Annotated in this window: 26 protein-coding genes; all 26 read right to left on the reverse strand. The window is 41.5% G+C overall.

Translation table 11 applies throughout. The features are described 5' to 3' along the window. Positions 1-49 precede the first annotated feature (49 nt). Complete coding sequence (gene rplF, locus RBQ60_RS12340; protein ID WP_307883992.1) at positions 50-592, reverse strand: 50S ribosomal protein L6; 543 nt, start codon at positions 590-592, stop codon at positions 50-52. A 30-nt stretch (positions 593-622) separates the two neighbouring features. Continuing rightward, positions 623-1,024, reverse strand: a complete 402-nt coding sequence (gene rpsH, locus RBQ60_RS12345) for a 30S ribosomal protein S8 (RefSeq protein ID WP_307883993.1) — start codon at positions 1,022-1,024, stop codon at positions 623-625. Between the two features lie 20 nt (positions 1,025-1,044). Then, entirely contained in the window at positions 1,045-1,230 is a 186-nt protein-coding gene (locus RBQ60_RS12350) for a type Z 30S ribosomal protein S14 (protein ID WP_066047615.1), read from the reverse strand. 15 nt (positions 1,231-1,245) lie between these two features. Then, complete coding sequence (gene rplE, locus RBQ60_RS12355; protein WP_307883994.1) at positions 1,246-1,785, reverse strand: 50S ribosomal protein L5; 540 nt, start codon at positions 1,783-1,785, stop codon at positions 1,246-1,248. A 21-nt stretch (positions 1,786-1,806) separates the two neighbouring features. Further along, positions 1,807-2,118, reverse strand: coding sequence for a 50S ribosomal protein L24 (gene rplX, locus RBQ60_RS12360; RefSeq protein WP_307883995.1), 312 nt, complete (start codon positions 2,116-2,118; stop codon positions 1,807-1,809). Between the two features lie 13 nt (positions 2,119-2,131). Beyond that, on the reverse strand, positions 2,132-2,500 hold the full coding sequence (gene rplN, locus RBQ60_RS12365; protein ID WP_307883996.1) for a 50S ribosomal protein L14: 369 nt from the start codon (positions 2,498-2,500) through the stop codon (positions 2,132-2,134). 25 nt (positions 2,501-2,525) lie between these two features. After that, positions 2,526-2,729, reverse strand: a complete 204-nt coding sequence (rpsQ, locus tag RBQ60_RS12370) for a 30S ribosomal protein S17 (protein WP_334307458.1) — start codon at positions 2,727-2,729, stop codon at positions 2,526-2,528. 84 nt (positions 2,730-2,813) lie between these two features. Further along, a complete protein-coding gene (gene rpmC / locus RBQ60_RS12375) occupies positions 2,814-3,023 on the reverse strand; it encodes a 50S ribosomal protein L29 (protein WP_307883997.1) in 210 nt (69 codons plus the stop codon). Beyond that, entirely contained in the window at positions 3,020-3,457 is a 438-nt protein-coding gene (rplP, locus tag RBQ60_RS12380; protein ID WP_307883998.1) for a 50S ribosomal protein L16, read from the reverse strand. Before rplP ends, rpmC begins: the two co-directional genes overlap by 4 nt. 2 nt (positions 3,458-3,459) lie before the next feature. Further along, the gene (rpsC, locus tag RBQ60_RS12385; RefSeq protein ID WP_307883999.1) at positions 3,460-4,119 is read right to left on the reverse strand and encodes a 30S ribosomal protein S3; all 660 of its coding nucleotides are present in this window, start codon (positions 4,117-4,119) and stop codon (positions 3,460-3,462) included. A gap of 11 nt (positions 4,120-4,130) precedes the next feature. Beyond that, positions 4,131-4,520, reverse strand: coding sequence for a 50S ribosomal protein L22 (rplV, locus tag RBQ60_RS12390; protein WP_307884000.1), 390 nt, complete (start codon positions 4,518-4,520; stop codon positions 4,131-4,133). A 25-nt stretch (positions 4,521-4,545) separates the two neighbouring features. After that, positions 4,546-4,830 (reverse strand): 30S ribosomal protein S19, encoded by a 285-nt coding sequence (gene rpsS / locus RBQ60_RS12395; RefSeq protein WP_307884001.1) that lies wholly within the window; start codon positions 4,828-4,830, stop codon positions 4,546-4,548. A 64-nt stretch (positions 4,831-4,894) separates the two neighbouring features. Continuing rightward, complete coding sequence (rplB, locus tag RBQ60_RS12400) at positions 4,895-5,725, reverse strand: 50S ribosomal protein L2 (protein ID WP_307884002.1); 831 nt, start codon at positions 5,723-5,725, stop codon at positions 4,895-4,897. Positions 5,726-5,804: 79 nt separating this feature from the next. Continuing rightward, positions 5,805-6,104, reverse strand: a complete 300-nt coding sequence (rplW, locus tag RBQ60_RS12405; RefSeq protein WP_307884003.1) for a 50S ribosomal protein L23 — start codon at positions 6,102-6,104, stop codon at positions 5,805-5,807. Further along, the gene (rplD, locus tag RBQ60_RS12410; protein ID WP_307884004.1) at positions 6,104-6,724 is read right to left on the reverse strand and encodes a 50S ribosomal protein L4; all 621 of its coding nucleotides are present in this window, start codon (positions 6,722-6,724) and stop codon (positions 6,104-6,106) included. Before rplD ends, rplW begins: the two co-directional genes overlap by 1 nt. A 27-nt stretch (positions 6,725-6,751) precedes the next feature. Further along, positions 6,752-7,381 carry a 50S ribosomal protein L3 gene (gene rplC / locus RBQ60_RS12415; RefSeq protein ID WP_307884005.1) on the reverse strand — a complete coding sequence of 210 codons (630 nt, stop codon included), beginning with the start codon at positions 7,379-7,381 and terminating at the stop codon, positions 6,752-6,754. A 179-nt stretch (positions 7,382-7,560) separates the two neighbouring features. After that, positions 7,561-7,875, reverse strand: a complete 315-nt coding sequence (rpsJ, locus tag RBQ60_RS12420) for a 30S ribosomal protein S10 (RefSeq protein ID WP_066047582.1) — start codon at positions 7,873-7,875, stop codon at positions 7,561-7,563. Positions 7,876-8,364: 489 nt separating this feature from the next. After that, the gene (locus RBQ60_RS12425; protein ID WP_307884006.1) at positions 8,365-8,679 is read right to left on the reverse strand and encodes a hypothetical protein; all 315 of its coding nucleotides are present in this window, start codon (positions 8,677-8,679) and stop codon (positions 8,365-8,367) included. 107 nt (positions 8,680-8,786) lie between these two features. Continuing rightward, complete coding sequence (locus tag RBQ60_RS12430) at positions 8,787-9,782, reverse strand: hypothetical protein (RefSeq protein WP_307884007.1); 996 nt, start codon at positions 9,780-9,782, stop codon at positions 8,787-8,789. Between the two features lie 284 nt (positions 9,783-10,066). Beyond that, entirely contained in the window at positions 10,067-11,425 is a 1,359-nt protein-coding gene (locus RBQ60_RS12435) for a PFL family protein (RefSeq protein WP_307884008.1), read from the reverse strand. 17 nt (positions 11,426-11,442) lie between these two features. Next, positions 11,443-11,715, reverse strand: a complete 273-nt coding sequence (locus RBQ60_RS12440) for an ACT domain-containing protein (protein WP_307886017.1) — start codon at positions 11,713-11,715, stop codon at positions 11,443-11,445. A 130-nt stretch (positions 11,716-11,845) separates the two neighbouring features. Continuing rightward, a complete protein-coding gene (gene thpR, locus RBQ60_RS12445) occupies positions 11,846-12,406 on the reverse strand; it encodes an RNA 2',3'-cyclic phosphodiesterase (RefSeq protein WP_307884009.1) in 561 nt (186 codons plus the stop codon). Positions 12,407-12,539: 133 nt separating this feature from the next. Next, a complete protein-coding gene (tkt, locus tag RBQ60_RS12450; protein ID WP_307884010.1) occupies positions 12,540-14,522 on the reverse strand; it encodes a transketolase in 1,983 nt (660 codons plus the stop codon). A 44-nt stretch (positions 14,523-14,566) separates the two neighbouring features. Further along, complete coding sequence (fsa, locus tag RBQ60_RS12455) at positions 14,567-15,214, reverse strand: fructose-6-phosphate aldolase (RefSeq protein ID WP_307884011.1); 648 nt, start codon at positions 15,212-15,214, stop codon at positions 14,567-14,569. A 414-nt stretch (positions 15,215-15,628) separates the two neighbouring features. After that, positions 15,629-17,095: a threonine synthase gene (thrC, locus tag RBQ60_RS12460; RefSeq protein ID WP_307884012.1), complete on the reverse strand. Its 1,467-nt coding sequence runs from the start codon at positions 17,093-17,095 to the stop codon at positions 15,629-15,631. A 107-nt stretch (positions 17,096-17,202) separates the two neighbouring features. Next, the gene (locus RBQ60_RS12465; RefSeq protein ID WP_307884013.1) at positions 17,203-18,540 is read right to left on the reverse strand and encodes an RsmF rRNA methyltransferase first C-terminal domain-containing protein; all 1,338 of its coding nucleotides are present in this window, start codon (positions 18,538-18,540) and stop codon (positions 17,203-17,205) included. Between the last annotated feature and the right edge of the window lie 26 nt (positions 18,541-18,566).

Here is an 18,566-nt window from a genome sequence, read left to right on the forward strand (position 1 = left end):
CAAAATTAGTCATTTTCCGATATAAATAGATCAAGCTACCCAGCGTTGATTATTTCTTACCGGTCTTACCAACTTTACGTCTAATGCGTTCGTCAGAGTATTTAATACCTTTGCCCTTGTAAGGTTCAGGAGGACGTTTTGCTCTAACTTCAGCTGCAAACTGTCCTACTTTTTCTTTATCAATACCCTTAATTGTAATTTTGTTTGTACCTTCAACTGTAGACTCGATGCCCTCAGGATCTTCCATCTCTACTGGATGGGAGTAACCCAAAGTAAGTGCTAACTTCTTGCCGGACTTCGCAGCTCTGTAACCAACACCGTTGACTTCCAAAACTTTTTCGTAACCCTGCGTAACGCCAACTACCATATTGAAAATCAATGTTCTTGTTAAGCCGTGTAATGCTTTATGCTTTTTCAGATCACTTGGTCTTTCAACTACGATCTGACCATCTTCCATTGCGATATGCATGTCAGCGGATAATTTTCTTTCAAGAGTACCCTTGGGCCCCTTTACTGTTAGCAGGTTGCCTGCGCCGATTTTAATTTCAACGCCAGCTGGAACTGCCACAGGCAATTTACCAATTCTTGACATGGTCTGCACCTCCTAATTGTCTCTAATTAATTACCAGATGAAAGCGATAACTTCGCCGCCTACGCCAGCTTTTCTCGCTTCTTTGTCTGTCATCAAGCCGTGGCTTGTGGAGATGACTGCAATACCCAGCCCACCCAAAACCTTAGGCAACTCATCTTTGCCAGCAAAAACTCTGAGGCCGGGCTTGGAAATTCTCTTCAAACCTGTGATAACCTTTTCATTTTTGTCAGCGCCGTATTTCAAGCTAACGCGAATTGTGGATTTAACACCATCTTCAATTACTTCGTAGCCCTTTACATAACCTTCTGTAGTCAAAATGTCAGCAATTGCTTTCTTCATCTTGGAAGAAGGAACATCTACTGTATCGTGTTTTGCTGTGTTACCGTTTCTGATTCTTGTCAGCATATCTGCGATAGGGTCGCTCATTGACATTACGAATTCCTCCTTTCTGTTTACCAGCTTGCTTTCTTTACGCCGGGAATCTGGCCTTTGTATGCCAATTCACGGAAGCAAATACGGCAAATTCCATATTTTCTAAGCACAGAGTGGGGTCTACCACATACTCTGCAGCGTGTATAAGCTCTTGTGGAGAACTTAGGAGTTCTCTGCTGCTTTACGATCATAGATCTTTTAGCCATTTTTGTCCCTCCCTTTTATTTTGCGAATGGCATACCAAATAATCTAAGCAATTCTCTTGCTTCTTCATCAGTGCTTGCAGTTGTTACAAACACGATGTCCATACCTCTGATCTTGTCAACTTTATCGTATTCGATTTCAGGGAAGATCAGCTGTTCTTTGATACCCATTGTGTAGTTACCTCTGCCGTCAAAGCTGTTTGCCTTAACACCACGGAAGTCACGTACACGAGGGAGAGCGATGTTGATCAATCTGTCAGCGAATTCGTACATTCTGCTGCCTCTCAGTGTTGCTTTGCAACCAATGTTCATACCTTCACGAAGCTTGAAAGCCGCGATAGACTTTTTAGCTTTTGTTACAACAGGTTTCTGACCAGCGATGATTGTCATATCTTTTACAGCGCCGTCCAAAACCTTCGCGTTTTCTTTTGCTTCGCCTACACCCATGTTGATAATGATTTTCTCCAACTTGGGTACAGCCAATTTATTTGTATATGAAAACTTCTTCATCATTTCAGGAATAACTTCTGCTTCATAAAAATCTCTTAATCTGCTCATTGTTTACCTCCTTTCCAGGGATCAGTCGATAACTTCGCCTGTCTTTTTTGCGATTCTTACTTTTTTGCCGTCTTTAATCATTGCGCCAAGACGTGTTGCCTTGCCATTATGCAGATACATTACGTTGGAAGCGTGAATGTAACCTTCTTTCTTAACGATACCACCCTGCTGATTTTTCACATTAGGCTTTGTATGCTTAGAAATCATGTTAACGCCTTCAACAAGAACTCTGTTGCTCTTTTTATCTACTGCAAGGATCTTGCCTTCTTTGCCTTTATCTTTACCTGTAATTACAACGACTTTGTCGCCGCTTTTCAATTTCAAGTTAGCCACCTAGCACACCTCCTTATAATACTTCAGGTGCCAGAGAAAGAATCTTCATAAACTGTTTCTCTCTCAGCTCTCTAGCAACGGGTCCAAAAATACGTGTACCTCTGGGGTTTTTATCTTCTTTGATGATAACCGCTGCATTCTCGTCGAATTTAATATAGCTACCGTCTGCTCTACCTACGGAGTGTACTGTTCTAACCACAACAGCCTTAACAACGTCGCCTTTTTTAACAACGCCGCCGGGTGTTGCGTCTTTAACTGTAGCAACAATGATGTCGCCTACGCCCGCATATCTTCTTGTAGAGCCGCCAAGTACTCTAATACAAAGGAGTTCTCTTGCTCCGGAATTGTCTGCTACTTTTAATCTGGTTTCCTGTTGAACCATGTGAATGCCTCCTCTCCAAAAAGGATTATTTTGCTTTTTCGATGATGCTTACCAGTCTCCATCTCTTGTCCTTAGACAAAGGTCTGGTTTCCATAACCTTTACACGGTCGCCGATACCACATTCGTTGTTTTCATCATGTGCTTTCAGCTTGTAAGTTCTGTTGATGATCTTACCGTACAAAGGATGTTTTACTTTATCTTCCACAGCAACAACAATTGTCTTGTCCATCTTGTCGCTGACTACTTTACCAATTCTGGTTTTACGAAGATTTCTTTCTTCCACGATGAGTGCCTCCTTTCATAGACCGGATTATTATTCTGCTGTTCTAGCCTTCTGTGTAATCACTGTCTGGATTCTTGCAATGCTCTTACGAACTTCCTTGATTCTTGCTGTATTATCCAACTGGTTCGTTGCGTTCTGGAATCTCAGGTTGAATAATTCTTTTTTAGCAGAAACAAGGTCTTTCTGTAATTCATCTGCAGTCTTACCCATCAATTCATTAACATAACCTTTTGTTTTCACTGCTGATCACCTGCCATTTCTAACGCCTCTGCCTTGGAAACAATTTTACATTTGATAGGAAGCTTGTGAATAGCCAGTCTCAACGCTTCTCTTGCTGTTTCTTCTGCAACGCCGCCAATTTCAAACATTACTCTGCCGGGCTTTACTACTGCTACCCAGTATTCAGGTGCACCTTTACCGGAACCCATACGAGTACCGATAGGTTTTGCGGAAACAGGTTTGTCTGGGAATACTTTAATCCAAACGTCACCACCACGTCTGATATATCTTGTCATAGCGATACGCGCTGCTTCAATCTGGTTAGATGTGATCCAGCTAGGCTCCATAGCCATAATACCGAATTCACCGTATGTTACTTTATTACCTCTATAAGCTCTACCCTTCATGGAGCCTCTTTGTTGCTTACGATATTTCACTCTTTTAGGCATTAACATAATTACTTAGCGCCTCCTTCCTTTTTCGCTGCTTTTACAGGAAGTACCTCACCTTTGTAGATCCATACTTTTACGCCCAGTTTGCCGTATGTTGTATCAGCTTCTGCAAAGCCGTAGTCAATGTCTGCGCGAAGTGTCTGAAGTGGGATGGTACCTTCGTGATAGCTTTCAGAACGAGCCATATCAGCACCGCCCAAACGACCGCTAACAGATGTTTTGATACCTTTTGCGCCGAACTTCATTGTTCTGCCCATTGACTGCTTCATAGCACGACGGAATGTCACACGGTTTTCTAACTGCAACGCAATGTTTTCAGCTACCAACTGTGCATCCAGCTCAGGTTTTCTGATTTCTTCGATGTTTACAGCTACCCTCTGTGTTGTCATCTTCTGGATTTCAGCCTTCAATTCTTCAATTGCCTGACCGTTCTTACCGATAACAATACCAGGTTTTGCTGTGTGTACTGTAATTTTAATTCTGCCAGCTGTTCTTTCGATCGCAATCTTAGAAATGCCGGAAGTATATAATCTAGCTTTAATAAACTTTCTGATTTTAACATCCTCTACTAGGTAGTCAGCAAAATCTTTCTCTGCATACCATTTAGTATCCCAATCTTTGATGATACCGACTCTTAATCCATGAGGATTTACTTTCTGTCCCATTTCGTACCTCCTTATCTCTCATTGAGAATGATGGAAATATGGCAGGATCTTTTCAGGATCCGATATGCTCTGCCTTGTGCTCTAGGGCGGATTCTCTTCATTGTGGGGCCCTGACCAGCACTTACCTCTTCCACATACAATTTGTTTACGTCCATACCCAAGTTGTTTTCTGCGTTAGCCATTGCAGACTTTAAAACCTTCGCAATGATTTCGGAAGCGTATCTTGGGGAATAATTTAACAACGCTGCTGCTGTAACTACATCTTTGCCTTTGATCTGATCCAAAACGATCTTCGCTTTTGTGGCAGGGATGCCAACGTACTTCGCAGATGCGTGGGGTCTTCTTTCTTTCGTAGCAATATTTCTTTCTTTCTTTATTTGGCTTCTATGACCTTTTGCCATGAACGAAACCTCCTTTCATCAGATATTAGCGAACTCTTGATTTCTTTTCTGCGTCTTTGCCATGACCTCTGTAACTTCTTGTCAACGCAAATTCACCAAGTTTATGGCCTACCATATCTTCGGTAATATATACAGGCACATGTTTTCTGCCGTCGTAAACTGCGATTGTATGACCGATCATATCGGGGAAAATTGTAGAACGACGAGACCATGTTTTGATTACGTTCTTTTCGCCAGCTGCATTCATAGCGTCAATCTTCTTTAAAAGATGATCATCAGCGAAAGGTCCCTTTTTGAGTGATCTGCTCATGTTTTAATCCTCCTTGTTTCGTGTTTTTGTGTTTTAGGCAACTGCCTTTACACATTCCGATCTATTAGCCGTTTCTGCGGCGAACAATATACTTATTGGAAGCTTTGTGTTTCTTTCTTGTTTTGTAACCCATTGTTGGTTTACCCCAAGGTGTCATAGGAGATGGACGACCGATAGGTGTTCTACCTTCACCACCGCCGTGAGGGTGATCGTTAGGGTTCATTACGGAACCTCTTACTGTAGGTCTAACGCCCATGTGACGTTTTCTACCAGCTTTACCAATGTGGATTAATTCGTGGTCGATGTTACCAACCTGGCCGATTGTTGCTCTACATTCGATAGGCAGCATTCTCATTTCGCCGGAAGGAAGTTTTACTGTTGCATACTTGCCTTCTTTCGCCATCAACTGAGCTTCAACACCAGCGGAACGAACCAACTGACCGCCCTTGCCAAGCTTCATTTCGATGTTGTGGATGTTGGCACCAACGGGGATTTTGCTCATAGGTAATGTGTTACCCAATTTAACTTCTGCATCAGGGCCATTCATTACTTTGTCGCCAACCTTTAAACCAACGGGAGCCAAAATGTAAGATTTTTGACCATCAGCGTAAACGATTAATGCGATGTTTGCTGTTCTGTTAGGATCGTATTCGATTGCCGTAACTGTTGCAGGAACACCGTCTTTGTTACGTTTGAAGTCTATTAATCTATATTTAATTTTGGAGCCACCGCCACGATGACGTACCGTCAATTTACCCTGGTTATTTCTACCTGAACTTTTCTTAAGGTGTACTACCAAAGATTTTTCAGGAGTTGATTTTGTGATTTCATCAAAAGCGGACACTGTCATGTGTCTTCTAGATGGTGTATATGGTTTATATCTCTTAATTGCCATCTTCTGCACTCCTTTCGAGCTTCTATCTATCTACACGTTTCCGTGTGTTTTGCTTTTTGCGTCTCATTCTTCCTAAGAATTACATCCCCTGGAAGATTTCGATGTCTTTACTATCAGCTGTCAATTTAACGATTGCTTTTTTGAACTTAGGTGTTCTACCAAAGTGCATGCCTCTTCTTTTAGGCTTGCCATCGTAGTTCATTGTGTTTACAGCTGCAACCTTTGCACCAGCGAACATTTTTTCAACCGCATCTTTAACCTGAGCCTTTGTTGCTTCAGGGTGTACGATGAAAGTATATTTCTTTTCATCCAAAACAGACATACTGTTTTCTGTGATAACGGGCTTCAAGATTACGTCATAATATTTCAAATCAGCCATTATGCGTACACCTCCTCAATCTTCGCTACCGCATCTTTTGTTACAACCAATGTGTTGTACTTCAAAAGATCATATACGTTAATTGTATTTACGGAAGCTGTTTTTACTTCAGGAATATTTCTTGCGGAAAGCATTACATTGCTGTTTGTACCATCCATAACGATCAAAGCCTTACCGCATTTGATGTTTTCAAGCACATTAGCCATTGCTTTTGTCTTAACTTCCGCCAAATTTAACTCGTCTAAAACGATAATCTTACCTTCAGCTGCTTTTACAGAAAGAGCGGACTGAAGAGCCAATCTCTTAACCTTTTTGTTCAGCTTGTAAGAGTAATCTCTAGGCTTGGGAGCGAATACAACGCCACCGCCTACCCACTGAGGGGAACGGATGGAGCCCTGTCTTGCTCTACCTGTACCTTTCTGTCTCCAAGGTTTTCTACCACCACCGCGAACTTCCGCGCGTGTCTTTGTGCTCTGTGTGCCCTGTCTCTGGTTCGCCAGATACTGAACAACTGCCAGATGCATTACATGTTCATTTGCTTCTATACCGAAAATAGCGTCGTTCAGTTCGATTGTTTCTACCTGATCGCCCTTCATGTTTAATACTGCAACATTTGCCATGTTAGTTTCCTCCTTTCGTAAAGTTTATCAAGCCTTTACGCTGTCTTTGATAACCAGAATAGAACCCTTTGCACCAGGAACTGCGCCCTTGATTAAAATCAAGTTCTTTTCTGCATCAGTACGAACGATTTCAAGGTTCTGGATTGTTACATTTTCGCTACCCATGTGACCAGGCATTTTTTTGCCTTTTCTAACACGGCTAGGTGTTGCGGAAGAACCCATAGAACCTACTACTCTGTGAGATTTGGAACCGTGTCCCATAGGACCTCTGCTTGCGTTATATCTCTTAATTGTACTCTGGAAGCCTTTACCTTTGGAAACACCGCTTGCGTCAACTTTTTCGCCAGCTGCGAATACATCAGCTTTAATTTCAGCGCCAACTTCGTATGCGCTTACGTCTTCCAATCTGAATTCTTTTACATATTTCTTTGCTGTAACGCCTGCTTTATCAAAATGACCCTGTGCAGGTTTTGTTACGTGCTTAGCCTTTTCATCTACAAAACCAATCTGAATTGCTTCGTAGCCGTCATTTTCAGCTGTTTTTTTCTGAACAACAACGCAAGGGCCAGCTTCAAGAACTGTTACCGGTACTAACGTGCCGCTTTCTGTGAAAACCTGTGTCATACCGATTTTCTTAGCCATAATAGCCTTTTTCATTTCGTGCACCTCCTAATTTTCTACAGCGGATTGCCCTTTTGGGGGTAATCATTCTAGATTCATATAAGAGTTGTTGCCGATGCTTTTGTTAGCGAATACTTCTTATATAAACCAGTTGTGGATGTTTTTCTTCTTCAGAAATACGTCCGGTTCGTTGCAATCCGTTCATACTTCAAAAATTATTTCATTACTTTTAATGTGATATCTACGCCAGCAGGCAAATCCAGACGGCTTAAAGCGTCAGCTGTCTTTGCTGTAGGGCTAAGAATATCAATCAATCTCTTGTGTGTTCTCATCTCGAACTGCTCTCTGGAGTCTTTGTACTTGTGTACCGCTCTGATAATCGTTACAACTTCCTTCTTTGTGGGAAGAGGGATTGGACCACTGATTTGTGCTCCTGTTTTCTTCGCTGTTTCGATGATCTGCGCTGCAGACTGGTCGATCAATTTATGATCGTAAGCTTTGAGACTGATTCTGATTTTTGGGTTAGCCATAAAAAAAGTCCCCTCCTTTTCGTACTTTTGATTTCAGCACGACAAGTGGTGACTGCACACTTATCCGGGTGTATCCTGCAACGACAGACACAAAATCACCCCACAAAAGGGTAATTCTTCCCTAATATTCAGTACAGTGACCTTGTCGCCCGGTTTCTTGAACTGGACATCGCTCCGCAGAAAAACCCGTAAGCCTTGATTTTATAGGCTTTTGGCAACCTTCTGCTTCAACACTCTATGTCACAACAGTAATCAGTATACACGAAAAACATTGGGATTGCAAGCTTTTCCGCGTATTTTTTTTGGAAATTTCTTCGATTTTTAATAAAAATTTCTCCCTAAATACCAGCTGATTTTAAACAATCTGCACAAGGACTTTCTGTGCTCCTTTATCCTTAACCCTTCGGTACCTTTTTTATGCATTAGACGGACACATTCTCTCTTTCTCCCCCTCTCTTTCTCCCCCTCTCTTTTTAAATAAATCAGCCGTCAGGCATCAATGGGGAAATCCATCACCTGTTCCTCTGTGGTTTTCATCCTTGTCTTCAGTTCATCCAAGTAAGCTAGATACCACTGCTTTCTGGCCTCACCATCTTCTATTTCGTAGCCTTTGTCTAGCACTCTGCTTTCCATTGAAACGAGTCCGTCCATGGCACAAGGAAAATGCCTTGCTTTTCTCCGAAACTCCTTTAGCTGCCTGCGCCACCCTTCTAAATGCTCCTCTAGACTCTTGATACCCACGGGTATTTCTTCTTCATTAAAATCCCCCCTGAGTTTTCCAAATAGGCCATTACTCCTTTTCATGCCTTTCTGCACCTCAGCGCGGACGGGTTTCAATTCTTCACGCAGTAAGCGTATCCCCTCCAGCAATTGTGTTCTTTCTTTATAAAGGTTTTCTTGCCCATGAAATTCTAACTCCGGGAAAATAACCTTTGTTGTGTATGGGTGTCTTCCATATAAGACGGAAAATAAGACGGAAAAATCTCATTCTGCTTTTCAATCTTATAATGGGCATGCTCAGGAAAAGAAATTCGAACAGTGGCTGTTTCTATAGTTATTTCTTTTTCATCCATTACTAAATTTCCCCTATCCCCACTTTCTATCTTCAGCTCCTCCAACAGTTTCTCCCCATCCCCCTCCATTACTTCAAAGGTTTCTACCAAACCCTTTTGTAATTCTTCCATTCTATTTTGGATGGTATACAGCATGGCATTTTCCTGTAAAATTACCCCTAGGTTTCCTGTGCCCTTTGATAGTATTCCATATACACTGGACTTTTTCACCTTATTGCACATATTTATTGTCTCATAGTCTTGCCTTAGTTTTTTAAAAAAATCATTAACTGTTTGTTCTACTTTAAATAAACTGTTTTGTATCATAACCTTTTCCTTATCATTTCCCTGAGCATTATTGAAGCGTTCCATATACGCTACCAAATCTTTTAGAAAGTTTGTAATATTGTTTGAAAGTAAAATCCCATCTTCCGCCAGTTCACACCATAAAGTTAGGCTTTTAACCGTTGCTTTAGCTCCCATTTCTTCAATATAAGAAGATTCTATCTGCCCTTTGTTTTCGGAGCATATTACGTCGTCCCCCAAGCCTTTTAACTTTCGTTCCAACTCAGGAATTCTTTTCTCACCTTCCTCAATATAGAATAATACTTTTTCATAAGCTTTTTTTGCCGCATCCACTTCCTGTTTCGCTTTTGCCAGCTTATCCTCATGATTTCCTGCAAATAGGGAGAAATATTTTTCCACACTGCGCTCCATACGCTCCACAACATCTTTCTTTAAAACATATCCACTGCTTAATGCCTTGCGCCGTGCACCATAAATACTCCGCCGCCCCTTCCAAAGATTCAATTCAGCCCGTATGCTTAATGCCTCTATGGCCTTATATGTATCCATACTTTTCCCCCTTTGCATCCAGCTTTTACTTGTTCTATTTCTGCACACGTAAGGTAAATTCCTGCCCCAACCATTTATTGTAAGACTTTTGTAATTTTTTTCTATATTCTTATGACAAGAGATTTTTTTCTACTCTTCTCCAAAAGATACTCCAAATTTTATTTGGGAAAATAAAAAAGTAGTCCCATTGAATTCAGAACCCTCGTATGCTTGCCGCACAAGCATAGGGACGTCTAGAAACATCAATAGAACTACTCTTTTAAATTCTTTATATGGAAAATATCTTAATTTTTAAAGCTATGAATGGGTGCAGGAATACGTCCGCCACGAGCGATAAAATCTTCGCAGCTATAACGGTTTACAGGCATAACAGGGGCATGTCCCAATAACCCACCAAACTCCACATGGCCGCCTTCTTTTCTTCCAATAACAGGAATCAAACGAACAGCCGTTGTTTTATTGTTCACCATACCAATTGCCGCTTCATCGGCAATAATACCGGAAATGGTAGATGCAGGCGTATCGCCAGGAATGGCAATCATATCTAAACCAACGGAGCAAACACAGGTCATCGCTTCTAATTTTTCCAAAGTTAATGCACCCTTTTCTGCCGCTTCTATCATACCATGGTCTTCGCTAACAGGAATAAATGCACCACTTAAACCACCAACATAAGAAGAAGCCATAACGCCACCTTTTTTCACGTTGTCGTTTAATAGAGCCAAGGCCGCTGTGGTTCCAGGTGCACCCGGTTCCGCCAGACCCATTTCCTGAAAAATTTCAGCAATACTATCGCCAACGGCAGGCGTGGGAGCCAAGGAAAGATCAATGATACCAAAGGGAACATTCAGGATTTCAGAAGCCTCTTTTGCAATCATCTGACCAACACGGGTGATTTTAAATGCCGTACGCTTTACCGTTTCGCAAAGTGTTTCGAAGTCGGCACCTCGTACTTCTTCCAAAGCCTTCTTTACAACACCTGGACCACTTACCCCAACATTAATTGCGCAGTCAGCCTCACCAACGCCGTGGAATGCACCTGCCATAAAGGGGTTATCCTCAACGGCATTGCAGAATACTACCAATTTAGCACAACCGATGCACTCTGCATCTTTTGTCAGTTCCGCAGTTTTTAAAATAATTTCACCCATTTCCTTTACGGCATCCATGTTAATGCCGTTTCTGGAAGTACCAATATTAACGGAAGAACAAACTCTTTCCGTTACTGCCATTGCCTCAGGAATGGATGCAATCAGCTTTCTATCACTTTGTGTGTAGCCTTTATGGACCAAAGCAGAAAAACCACCGATAAAGTTTACGCCAACTTCCTTAGCGGCTTTATCTAAAGTTTGAGCAATACTTACATAGGAGTCGGTTTTGCATCCCGCAGCTGCAATGGCTATGGGCGTAATGGAGATTCTTTTATTTACAACGGGAATACCGTATTTTTTGGCCAATTCATCGCCAACCTTAACCAGGTCTTTGGCACAGGTGGTAATCTTGTTATATATTTTTTCATTGAATTTATCAATATCAGCATCTGCGCAATCCAATAAACTGATACCCATGGTAATGGTACGAACGTCTAAGTTCATATCGTCAATCATGCGGTTTGTTTCCAAAATTTCGTTTCTTGTAATCATTCTTCAGCCCTCCCAGATTAAATGCGATGCATTGCATCAAAGATTCTTGTATGCTGAACTCTGATTTTAAGCCCCATTTCGTTACCAAGCGCATCAAATTTTGCAGAAATTTCATTGTAATCACTTGTTGCATTTGTAATATCTACAACCGTTACCATGTTAAAATAGCCGCCAACGATTGTTTGAGAAATATCTAAGATATTAATGTTGGTATCAGCCAAAAGTGTACATACTCTAGCGGTAATCCCAACAGCATCCTGCCCAACTACGGTAATAACTGCCTTTTCCATTTCCTGCATCTTATTTCTCCTCCTTAATCAAATCCGAAAACCTCTGCATCTTTCCCAACCTTTTCTTTTGTTACATAGCTTTCTTTTACAATGATACTTTCACCATATCACTTAAGTTGGTGGTTAAATATTATCGTTTATTGCCATATCCTTTTAATAATTGACGATATAAGGGTTTATAAATTAATCTTGGGCCCCTTCGAACACTTTCCATCAAAGTAATTTTTTCTACTGCAAAACTTCTGCCATCCATAACAACAGCCTTTTGTACATCAGAAAAGCCCCTTTGAGGCTCTACTTCACGCCCCAAGGTAATATGGGGGCTAAGCCCCTTTTTTTCTCTAGCAAAGCCTTGTCTCTCCAAACTTTTTTCCAGATTAAAAAATAGTCGTTGTAAAGGGTCACTTTTTTCCACCCCAGCCCATAGAATGCCCCGCTCCCCTCTTCCGAAAAAGCCAATCTGACCCAATTTTAAGTCAAAAGCCTTATTTCTTTGAGCAGCATCAAACATGGCTTCTTGTAAATACTCCACATCCGACGGGTTTATTTCTCCCAAGAAATGTAGCGTAATATGAAAATTGTCTTGAGGTGTATAATTCCCACGACGACAGTACTTTTGTGTTTCCGTCTGAACCTCTGAAAGATATTCTCTAATATCTGGCGACAATTCGATGGCGATAAACGTACGCATATCGCCCCTCCTTCCTAAAAAAAACTCCCAGGGGATGGGGTAATCCTTATGATTTTCCCGGCATCCCACCGAGAGCTTTCTCATTCATCTCTATTTAATTATGGTTTCACTTTGCTCCTACTCTGGCTTACGCTTACGCTCTCACCATAGTTAACGCTTTTTCTACCACATTTTCTACGGTAAAGCCAAAATCTTTAAACAATAAGCCAGCAGGCGCAGATGCTCCAAAGCCTTCCATGGCAATTACAGCACCGTCTAAGCCAACATACTTGTGCCAGCCAAAGTCAGCCGCCGCTTCCACAGCCAATCTGCTTCTAATTGCCTTAGGCATGATACTTTCTTTGTATTCTGCACTCTGTTCTTCGAACAGTTCCCAGCTAGGCATACTGATTACCCTTGCCTTTATACCTTTTTCAGCCAGTACATCGTAAGCTTTATAAATTAGCTCCACTTCAGAACCACTTGCCATCAATAAGATGTCAGGTGTTCCTGCGCAGTCTTTCAAAATATAAGCGCCTTTTAACGCCTCTTTGCCTGTGCCTTCCAAAGCAGGCAAGTTCTGTCTGGAAAGAATCAGGGCAGTGGGTGTTGTTGTCTTTGTTAATGCGGTATACCAGCCGGCTGCTGTTTCCCTTGTATCGCAAGGGCGGAACGCAATATAGTTCGGCATACTGCGTAACATTGCCAAATGCTCGATAGGCTGATGGGTAGGGCCATCTTCTCCAACACCAATGCTATCATGGGTTAAAATACTAATAACCGGTAAGCCCATCAAAGACTCCATACGAAGTCCTGCCTTCATATAGTCAGCAAATACAAAGAAGCCTGCCACATAAGGACGTAAACCACCATGCACCGCCATACCGTTTGCCATGGCTGTCATTGCAAATTCACGAATACCAAAGTGTACGTTGGAACCTGCAGGGTTTTCTTTGCTGTAATATTCTCTTTCTTTCATCAAAGACTTATTGGAAGGTGCCAAGTCAGCAGATCCACCAAATAAGTTGGGCACTACCTTCGCTACCTTCTGCAATACCTTTTCAGATGCAGCACGAGTAGCAATGTCTCCTTCGTTTTTCCAGAAGTCTTCATCATTCAAAAGGTCAACTGCCAATTCATCGCTATGCCAAGCAGCATATTCCTTTGCCAATTCAGGATTCTTCTTTGCATAAGCCTTAAACATTTCGTTCCAAGCCGCTTCTACTTTTTCACCATTTGCAATGATTTCTGCCATATGGGCTTTCACTTCATCGGGCACATGGAATTCATCGGTATAATCCCAAACCAAGTTTTTCTTAGACAAACCAATCTCTTCAACGCCAAGGGGTTCGCCATGGGCAGATGCCTTACCCTGTTTGTTGGGTGCACCATAACCAATTTGGGTGTTCACTTTTACCAAAGCAGGCTTGTCTGATGCTTTTGCTTCTTCAATGGTTCTTTCAAGAGCTTCAACATCGTTGCCATCTTCCACTTCAAAAACGTCCCAGTTGTATGCAAGAAAACGAGCTTTTACATCTTCTGTAAAGGCTGTATCTGTGCTGCCTTCGATTGTGATTTTGTTGCTATCGTATAAAAGAACTAATTTAGAAAGACCCATTGTTCCTGCCAAAGAAGCTGCTTCAGAAGCAACACCTTCTTGCAAACAACCGTCACCACAAAGGGCAAAGGTATAGTGGTCTACTACTTTAAATTCTGGTGTGTTAAACTTTGCAGCCAAGTGGCTTTCTGCTAACGCCATACCAACGGCATTTGCAATACCCTGACCCAAAGGGCCAGTGGTTGTTTCTACGCCAACGGTATGCTTATATTCAGGGTGACCAGGTGTCAAAGAATTTCTCTGACGGAAGTTTTTCAAATCTTCAATGGTCAAGCCATAGCCGAATACATGGAGTAAAGAGTACAGTAAGGCAGAGCCATGTCCTGCGGAAAGAACGAAACGATCTCTGTCGTCCCAAGCAGGGTTTTTAGGGTTTATCTTCATTCCCTTTGCCCATAATGTGTATGCCATGGGTGCTGCACCCAAAGGCAAGCCAGGGTGGCCGCTATTTGCCTTCTGAATTGCTTCTGCGGAAAGAAAACGCAGGGTGTTAATAGTCAATTGATCCATAGGGTTCATGTTTTTACCTCCGAAAACAGTTTTGAAACCACAGTTACGTCTGATTATTTTTTAGGAACAGTTTCCCAATCTTTTAAGAAACGTTCGATACCAATGTCAGTCAAAGGGTGTTTTGCCATTTGAATTAATACGTTGTAAGGGATGGTTGCAATGTGACAGCCAACTCTTGCCGCATCAATTACGTGCAAAGGATTACGGATACTAGCCGCAATAATCTCTGTTTCGAGTCCGTGTACATCAAAGATTTCAACGATTTCTTCAATCAAAGTCATACCTACAGCACCAATATCATCTACTCTGCCTAAGAATGGGCTAACATAAGTTGCACCTGCTCTTGCAGCCATTAATGCCTGTGTCGCAGAGAAAATCAATGTTACGTTTGTTTTGATGCCTTCCGCTGTCAAAATTTTTACAGCTTTTAAGCCTTCCAATGTCATTGGAATTTTAATTACGATATTTTTATGGATTTTAACCAGTTCTCTGGCTTCTGTTACCATGCCTTCATGTTCAAGGCTGATGACCTCCGCACTGATTGGGCCGTCCACGATTGTTGTAATTTCCTTTACTACCTCTACGAAGTCTCTGCCTTCTTTTGCAATAAGGGAAGGGTTTGTCGTAACGCCGCAAATAACGCCTAAATCATTTGCCTCTTTGATGTGTTCCACATTCGCTGTGTCGATGAACATTTTCATGGTATTATCTCCTTTTTGTCCTTTTTAGATTCCTTGTTTTTTCCTAACCGTTTTTCAAGCCTACACAAAAAAATTTCGTATAGTGAGTGGTGTTTAAACACCTTTTTATTCTCTCGGATTGTACCCAAGAAAATACATTTTGCAATCCCCCATTACAAAAATGAAGGACTTCCGAACTTCGTTTAGATATTTCTGAAACCTACAAAACGCATACATAAGTTTAGAGATATGCGTTTCTTATACATTGTAATGCATCCAAACAACAAAATCAACGGCTTTCCCCTTCAGGCCTTTACTTTCTAAAAGGCAAGCAAAGGCATTACCCAAAGAGGGACTTTTCTTGTTATTTCTGCATAAACCAAGTGAGGGTGTTTTATGGAAACACCCTCACTTTTTTATATAATTTCATGAATCCTACAAAAGATATCCTTTTACAAAGTCCTTAATTTTATCCCTATCACAAACATTTTTGTGTAAAATGGGTCTCTTTTCAATGCCTTGAATGGGTTCAGGGATGGAAACACCACTGATTTTTTCCAAAACACTCATTAATGCAAACGCATCCTGTGTTGCATATTTTTCATCTAATGCCATCATAACGTCCTTGGTAAACTTATAAGGACTTGCCGTAGATACAATGACCATAGGTCTGTCATCTTTGCTCTCTTCCTTGTATTTCTGGTAAGCAGCATATGCAACTGCTGTATGGGTATCCATAACATAGCCAGTTTTTTCAAAGAAGTTTTTGATTGTGTCATAAGTCTCTTTCTCCGTAGCGTACTCACCGTTGATTTTTGTTTCTGTAACCTCAACGGTATATTTTCCTTCTTGGCTCAACTTTGCCATATCAGCCTTGGTGGCATCCTGGCCAACCATGTGGCATAACAAACGCTCCAAGTTACTGGAAATCAAAATATCCATAGAAGGAGAAACTGTTACATGGAACTGTCTGTTTCTATCATATGTACCGGTGCGGAAGAAATCATACAACACTTTATTATCATTGGATGCACATACAAAATGACCCACGGGAAGCCCCAGTTTCATTGCATACCATCCAGCTAAAATATCTCCAAAGTTACCTGTGGGCACAGTAAAGTTAAGTTCTTCCCCCATTTTTAAAGCACCCTGTTTTACCGCACTCAAATATGCATGGAAGTAATAAACAATCTGAGGTACCAAACGACCGATATTAATGGAGTTTGCAGAGGAGAATACATACCCTCTTTTTTTCAGCTCTTCTCCTAAGTTTTCGTCAGTAAAAATACTCTTTACTGCACTTTGGGCGTCGTCAAAATTACCCAAAATACCAACAACACAAGTATTTTCCCCCTCTTGGGTAGTCATCTGCAATTTTTGCACAGGGCTAACCCCATCCTCAGGGAAAAATACGATGATTTTCGTTCCTTCAACCCCTGCAAAGCCTTCCAAAGCCGCTTTCCCTGTATCTCCAGAGGTAGCTGTTAAAATTACGATTTCCTTGTCGATACCTTCTCTTTTTGCTGCGGTTTTCATAAAATAAGGTAAAATAGATAACGCCATATCTTTAAACGCTAAGGTTCTGCCGTGGAATAATTCCAAAAACAAAGCATCGCCCTTTTGTACCACAGGGGCAATCTCCGTTGTATCAAACTTTTCGTCATATGCACCGTTGATGCAAGCTCTTAACTCATCCTCTGTAAAATCTAAAAATAAGCTTAAAACCTCGTATGCCAAATCTTGATAGCTTAGCTTACTCAATTCTTCCAAAGATTTTTCCATGGTGGGAATCACTTCAGGAATATATAGCCCCCCATCAGGACAAATGCCTCTTAGAATGGCCTGAGATGCCGTTGCCTGAATAGACTTGTCTCGTGTTCCCATATATATCAAATTTGCCATGCCATTACCTTCTTCCTCTGTCAAAAAATATACGATAGTTCCATTTTACAAACTTTTCAATATTTGTCAACCACCATTATACATTTGTCCACTATTTAAGGACAGAATCATTCCCACTTCCAACCCACTGCATATTTATTTTTAAGCCTGCCCCCTTGGCGTTTTGCCCAGCCCAAAGGAAACCCATCTACACAAACCAGTGTCCATCCGTCTTTTCCATCGGCCTCAACGGTTTCCCCTTTTAAATAACGGATGACTCTATCATCTTCCAAAGGAAAATCCGCTACATTTTGAACATCGTTTTTAGATAATCCCATGGCAAAGGCTTGAGAGGGCTCAAACCGCCCTTTTTTCAACGTTCCTAACTGCCAGCCTGTACGTAGCACACGGAGGCCTTTCATAGAGGGCATTTCCTTTGGCAATAGATATAAGTTTTCCCCAAAGAATTTATAAGTTCCTTTAAAGGTTATTTTCAGCACAGTCTTGGCAAACTCATGAAAAGGGGCTAAGTTTTTTTCATCTTCACCAACCTCCCCTTCCAAATTGATAGGTTCCGAATATCCTTCTTTTTGCATTAGGGCTAGGAAATGACCTTCCCCTTTTATTTGATGGGGATATAATCTGGCACAGTGACGAAATTCGCCAATCCCATCGGAAAAACCGTGGCTCTTATCAATAGGAACAAGAGAAAACTCCCCATGCTTTTCTAAAAAATCTCCAATCCTTTTTTCATTCTCCTCAATGGCAAAAGTACAAGTAGAATAAAGCATCATTCCACCAGGTCGAAGCATCTGGGCACAAGACTCCAAAATCTCACCTTGCTCTTTCTGGCAAAAAGCAAGCATATTTTCATCCCAGCTTTTCATCATATCCCGTTCTTTACGAAACATCCCCTCACCGGAACAGGGGGCATCGATAATAATTTTATCAAAAAAGCTCGAAAATCTTTCTGCCAATTTTCCAGGAGGCTCACTCATCACAACACTATTGCGAATTCCAAAAAGTTCTATATTTTTCAAAAGAGCTTTTGCCCGCCCTACACTAATATCATTGGCAACCAGAAGGCCCACCCCCTGAAGCCTAGCACCCAATTGGGTGGACTTGCCTCCTGGTGCAGCACAAATATCTAAAACACGATCGCCAACATCAATAGGTAAAACCGCCCCTGGGCACATGGCACTGGGTTCTTGTAAATAATAAATCCCAGCATGATAATATGGGTGCTTGGCAGGACGTTCCCCCTCGGTATAGTAAAAACCTTCTCCACACCAAGGCACAGGAGCAAGGGTAAATGCGTTCCTTGTTTGCAAGTGCTGTGCCGTCTCCTTTAGCATATTTACACGCAAACCATAATGTCTGGATTCTTCAAAAGAATCCAAATATTTTGCATAATCCTCGCCTAAAAGCTCTTTCATTTTCTCCGTAAATTTAACGGGTAGTTCCATAAATTCCCTCCGATACTTTTCTTTTT

The organism is Anaerotignum sp. MB30-C6 (assembly GCF_030908465.1).
GTDB lineage: Bacteria > Bacillota > Clostridia > Lachnospirales > Anaerotignaceae > Chakrabartyella.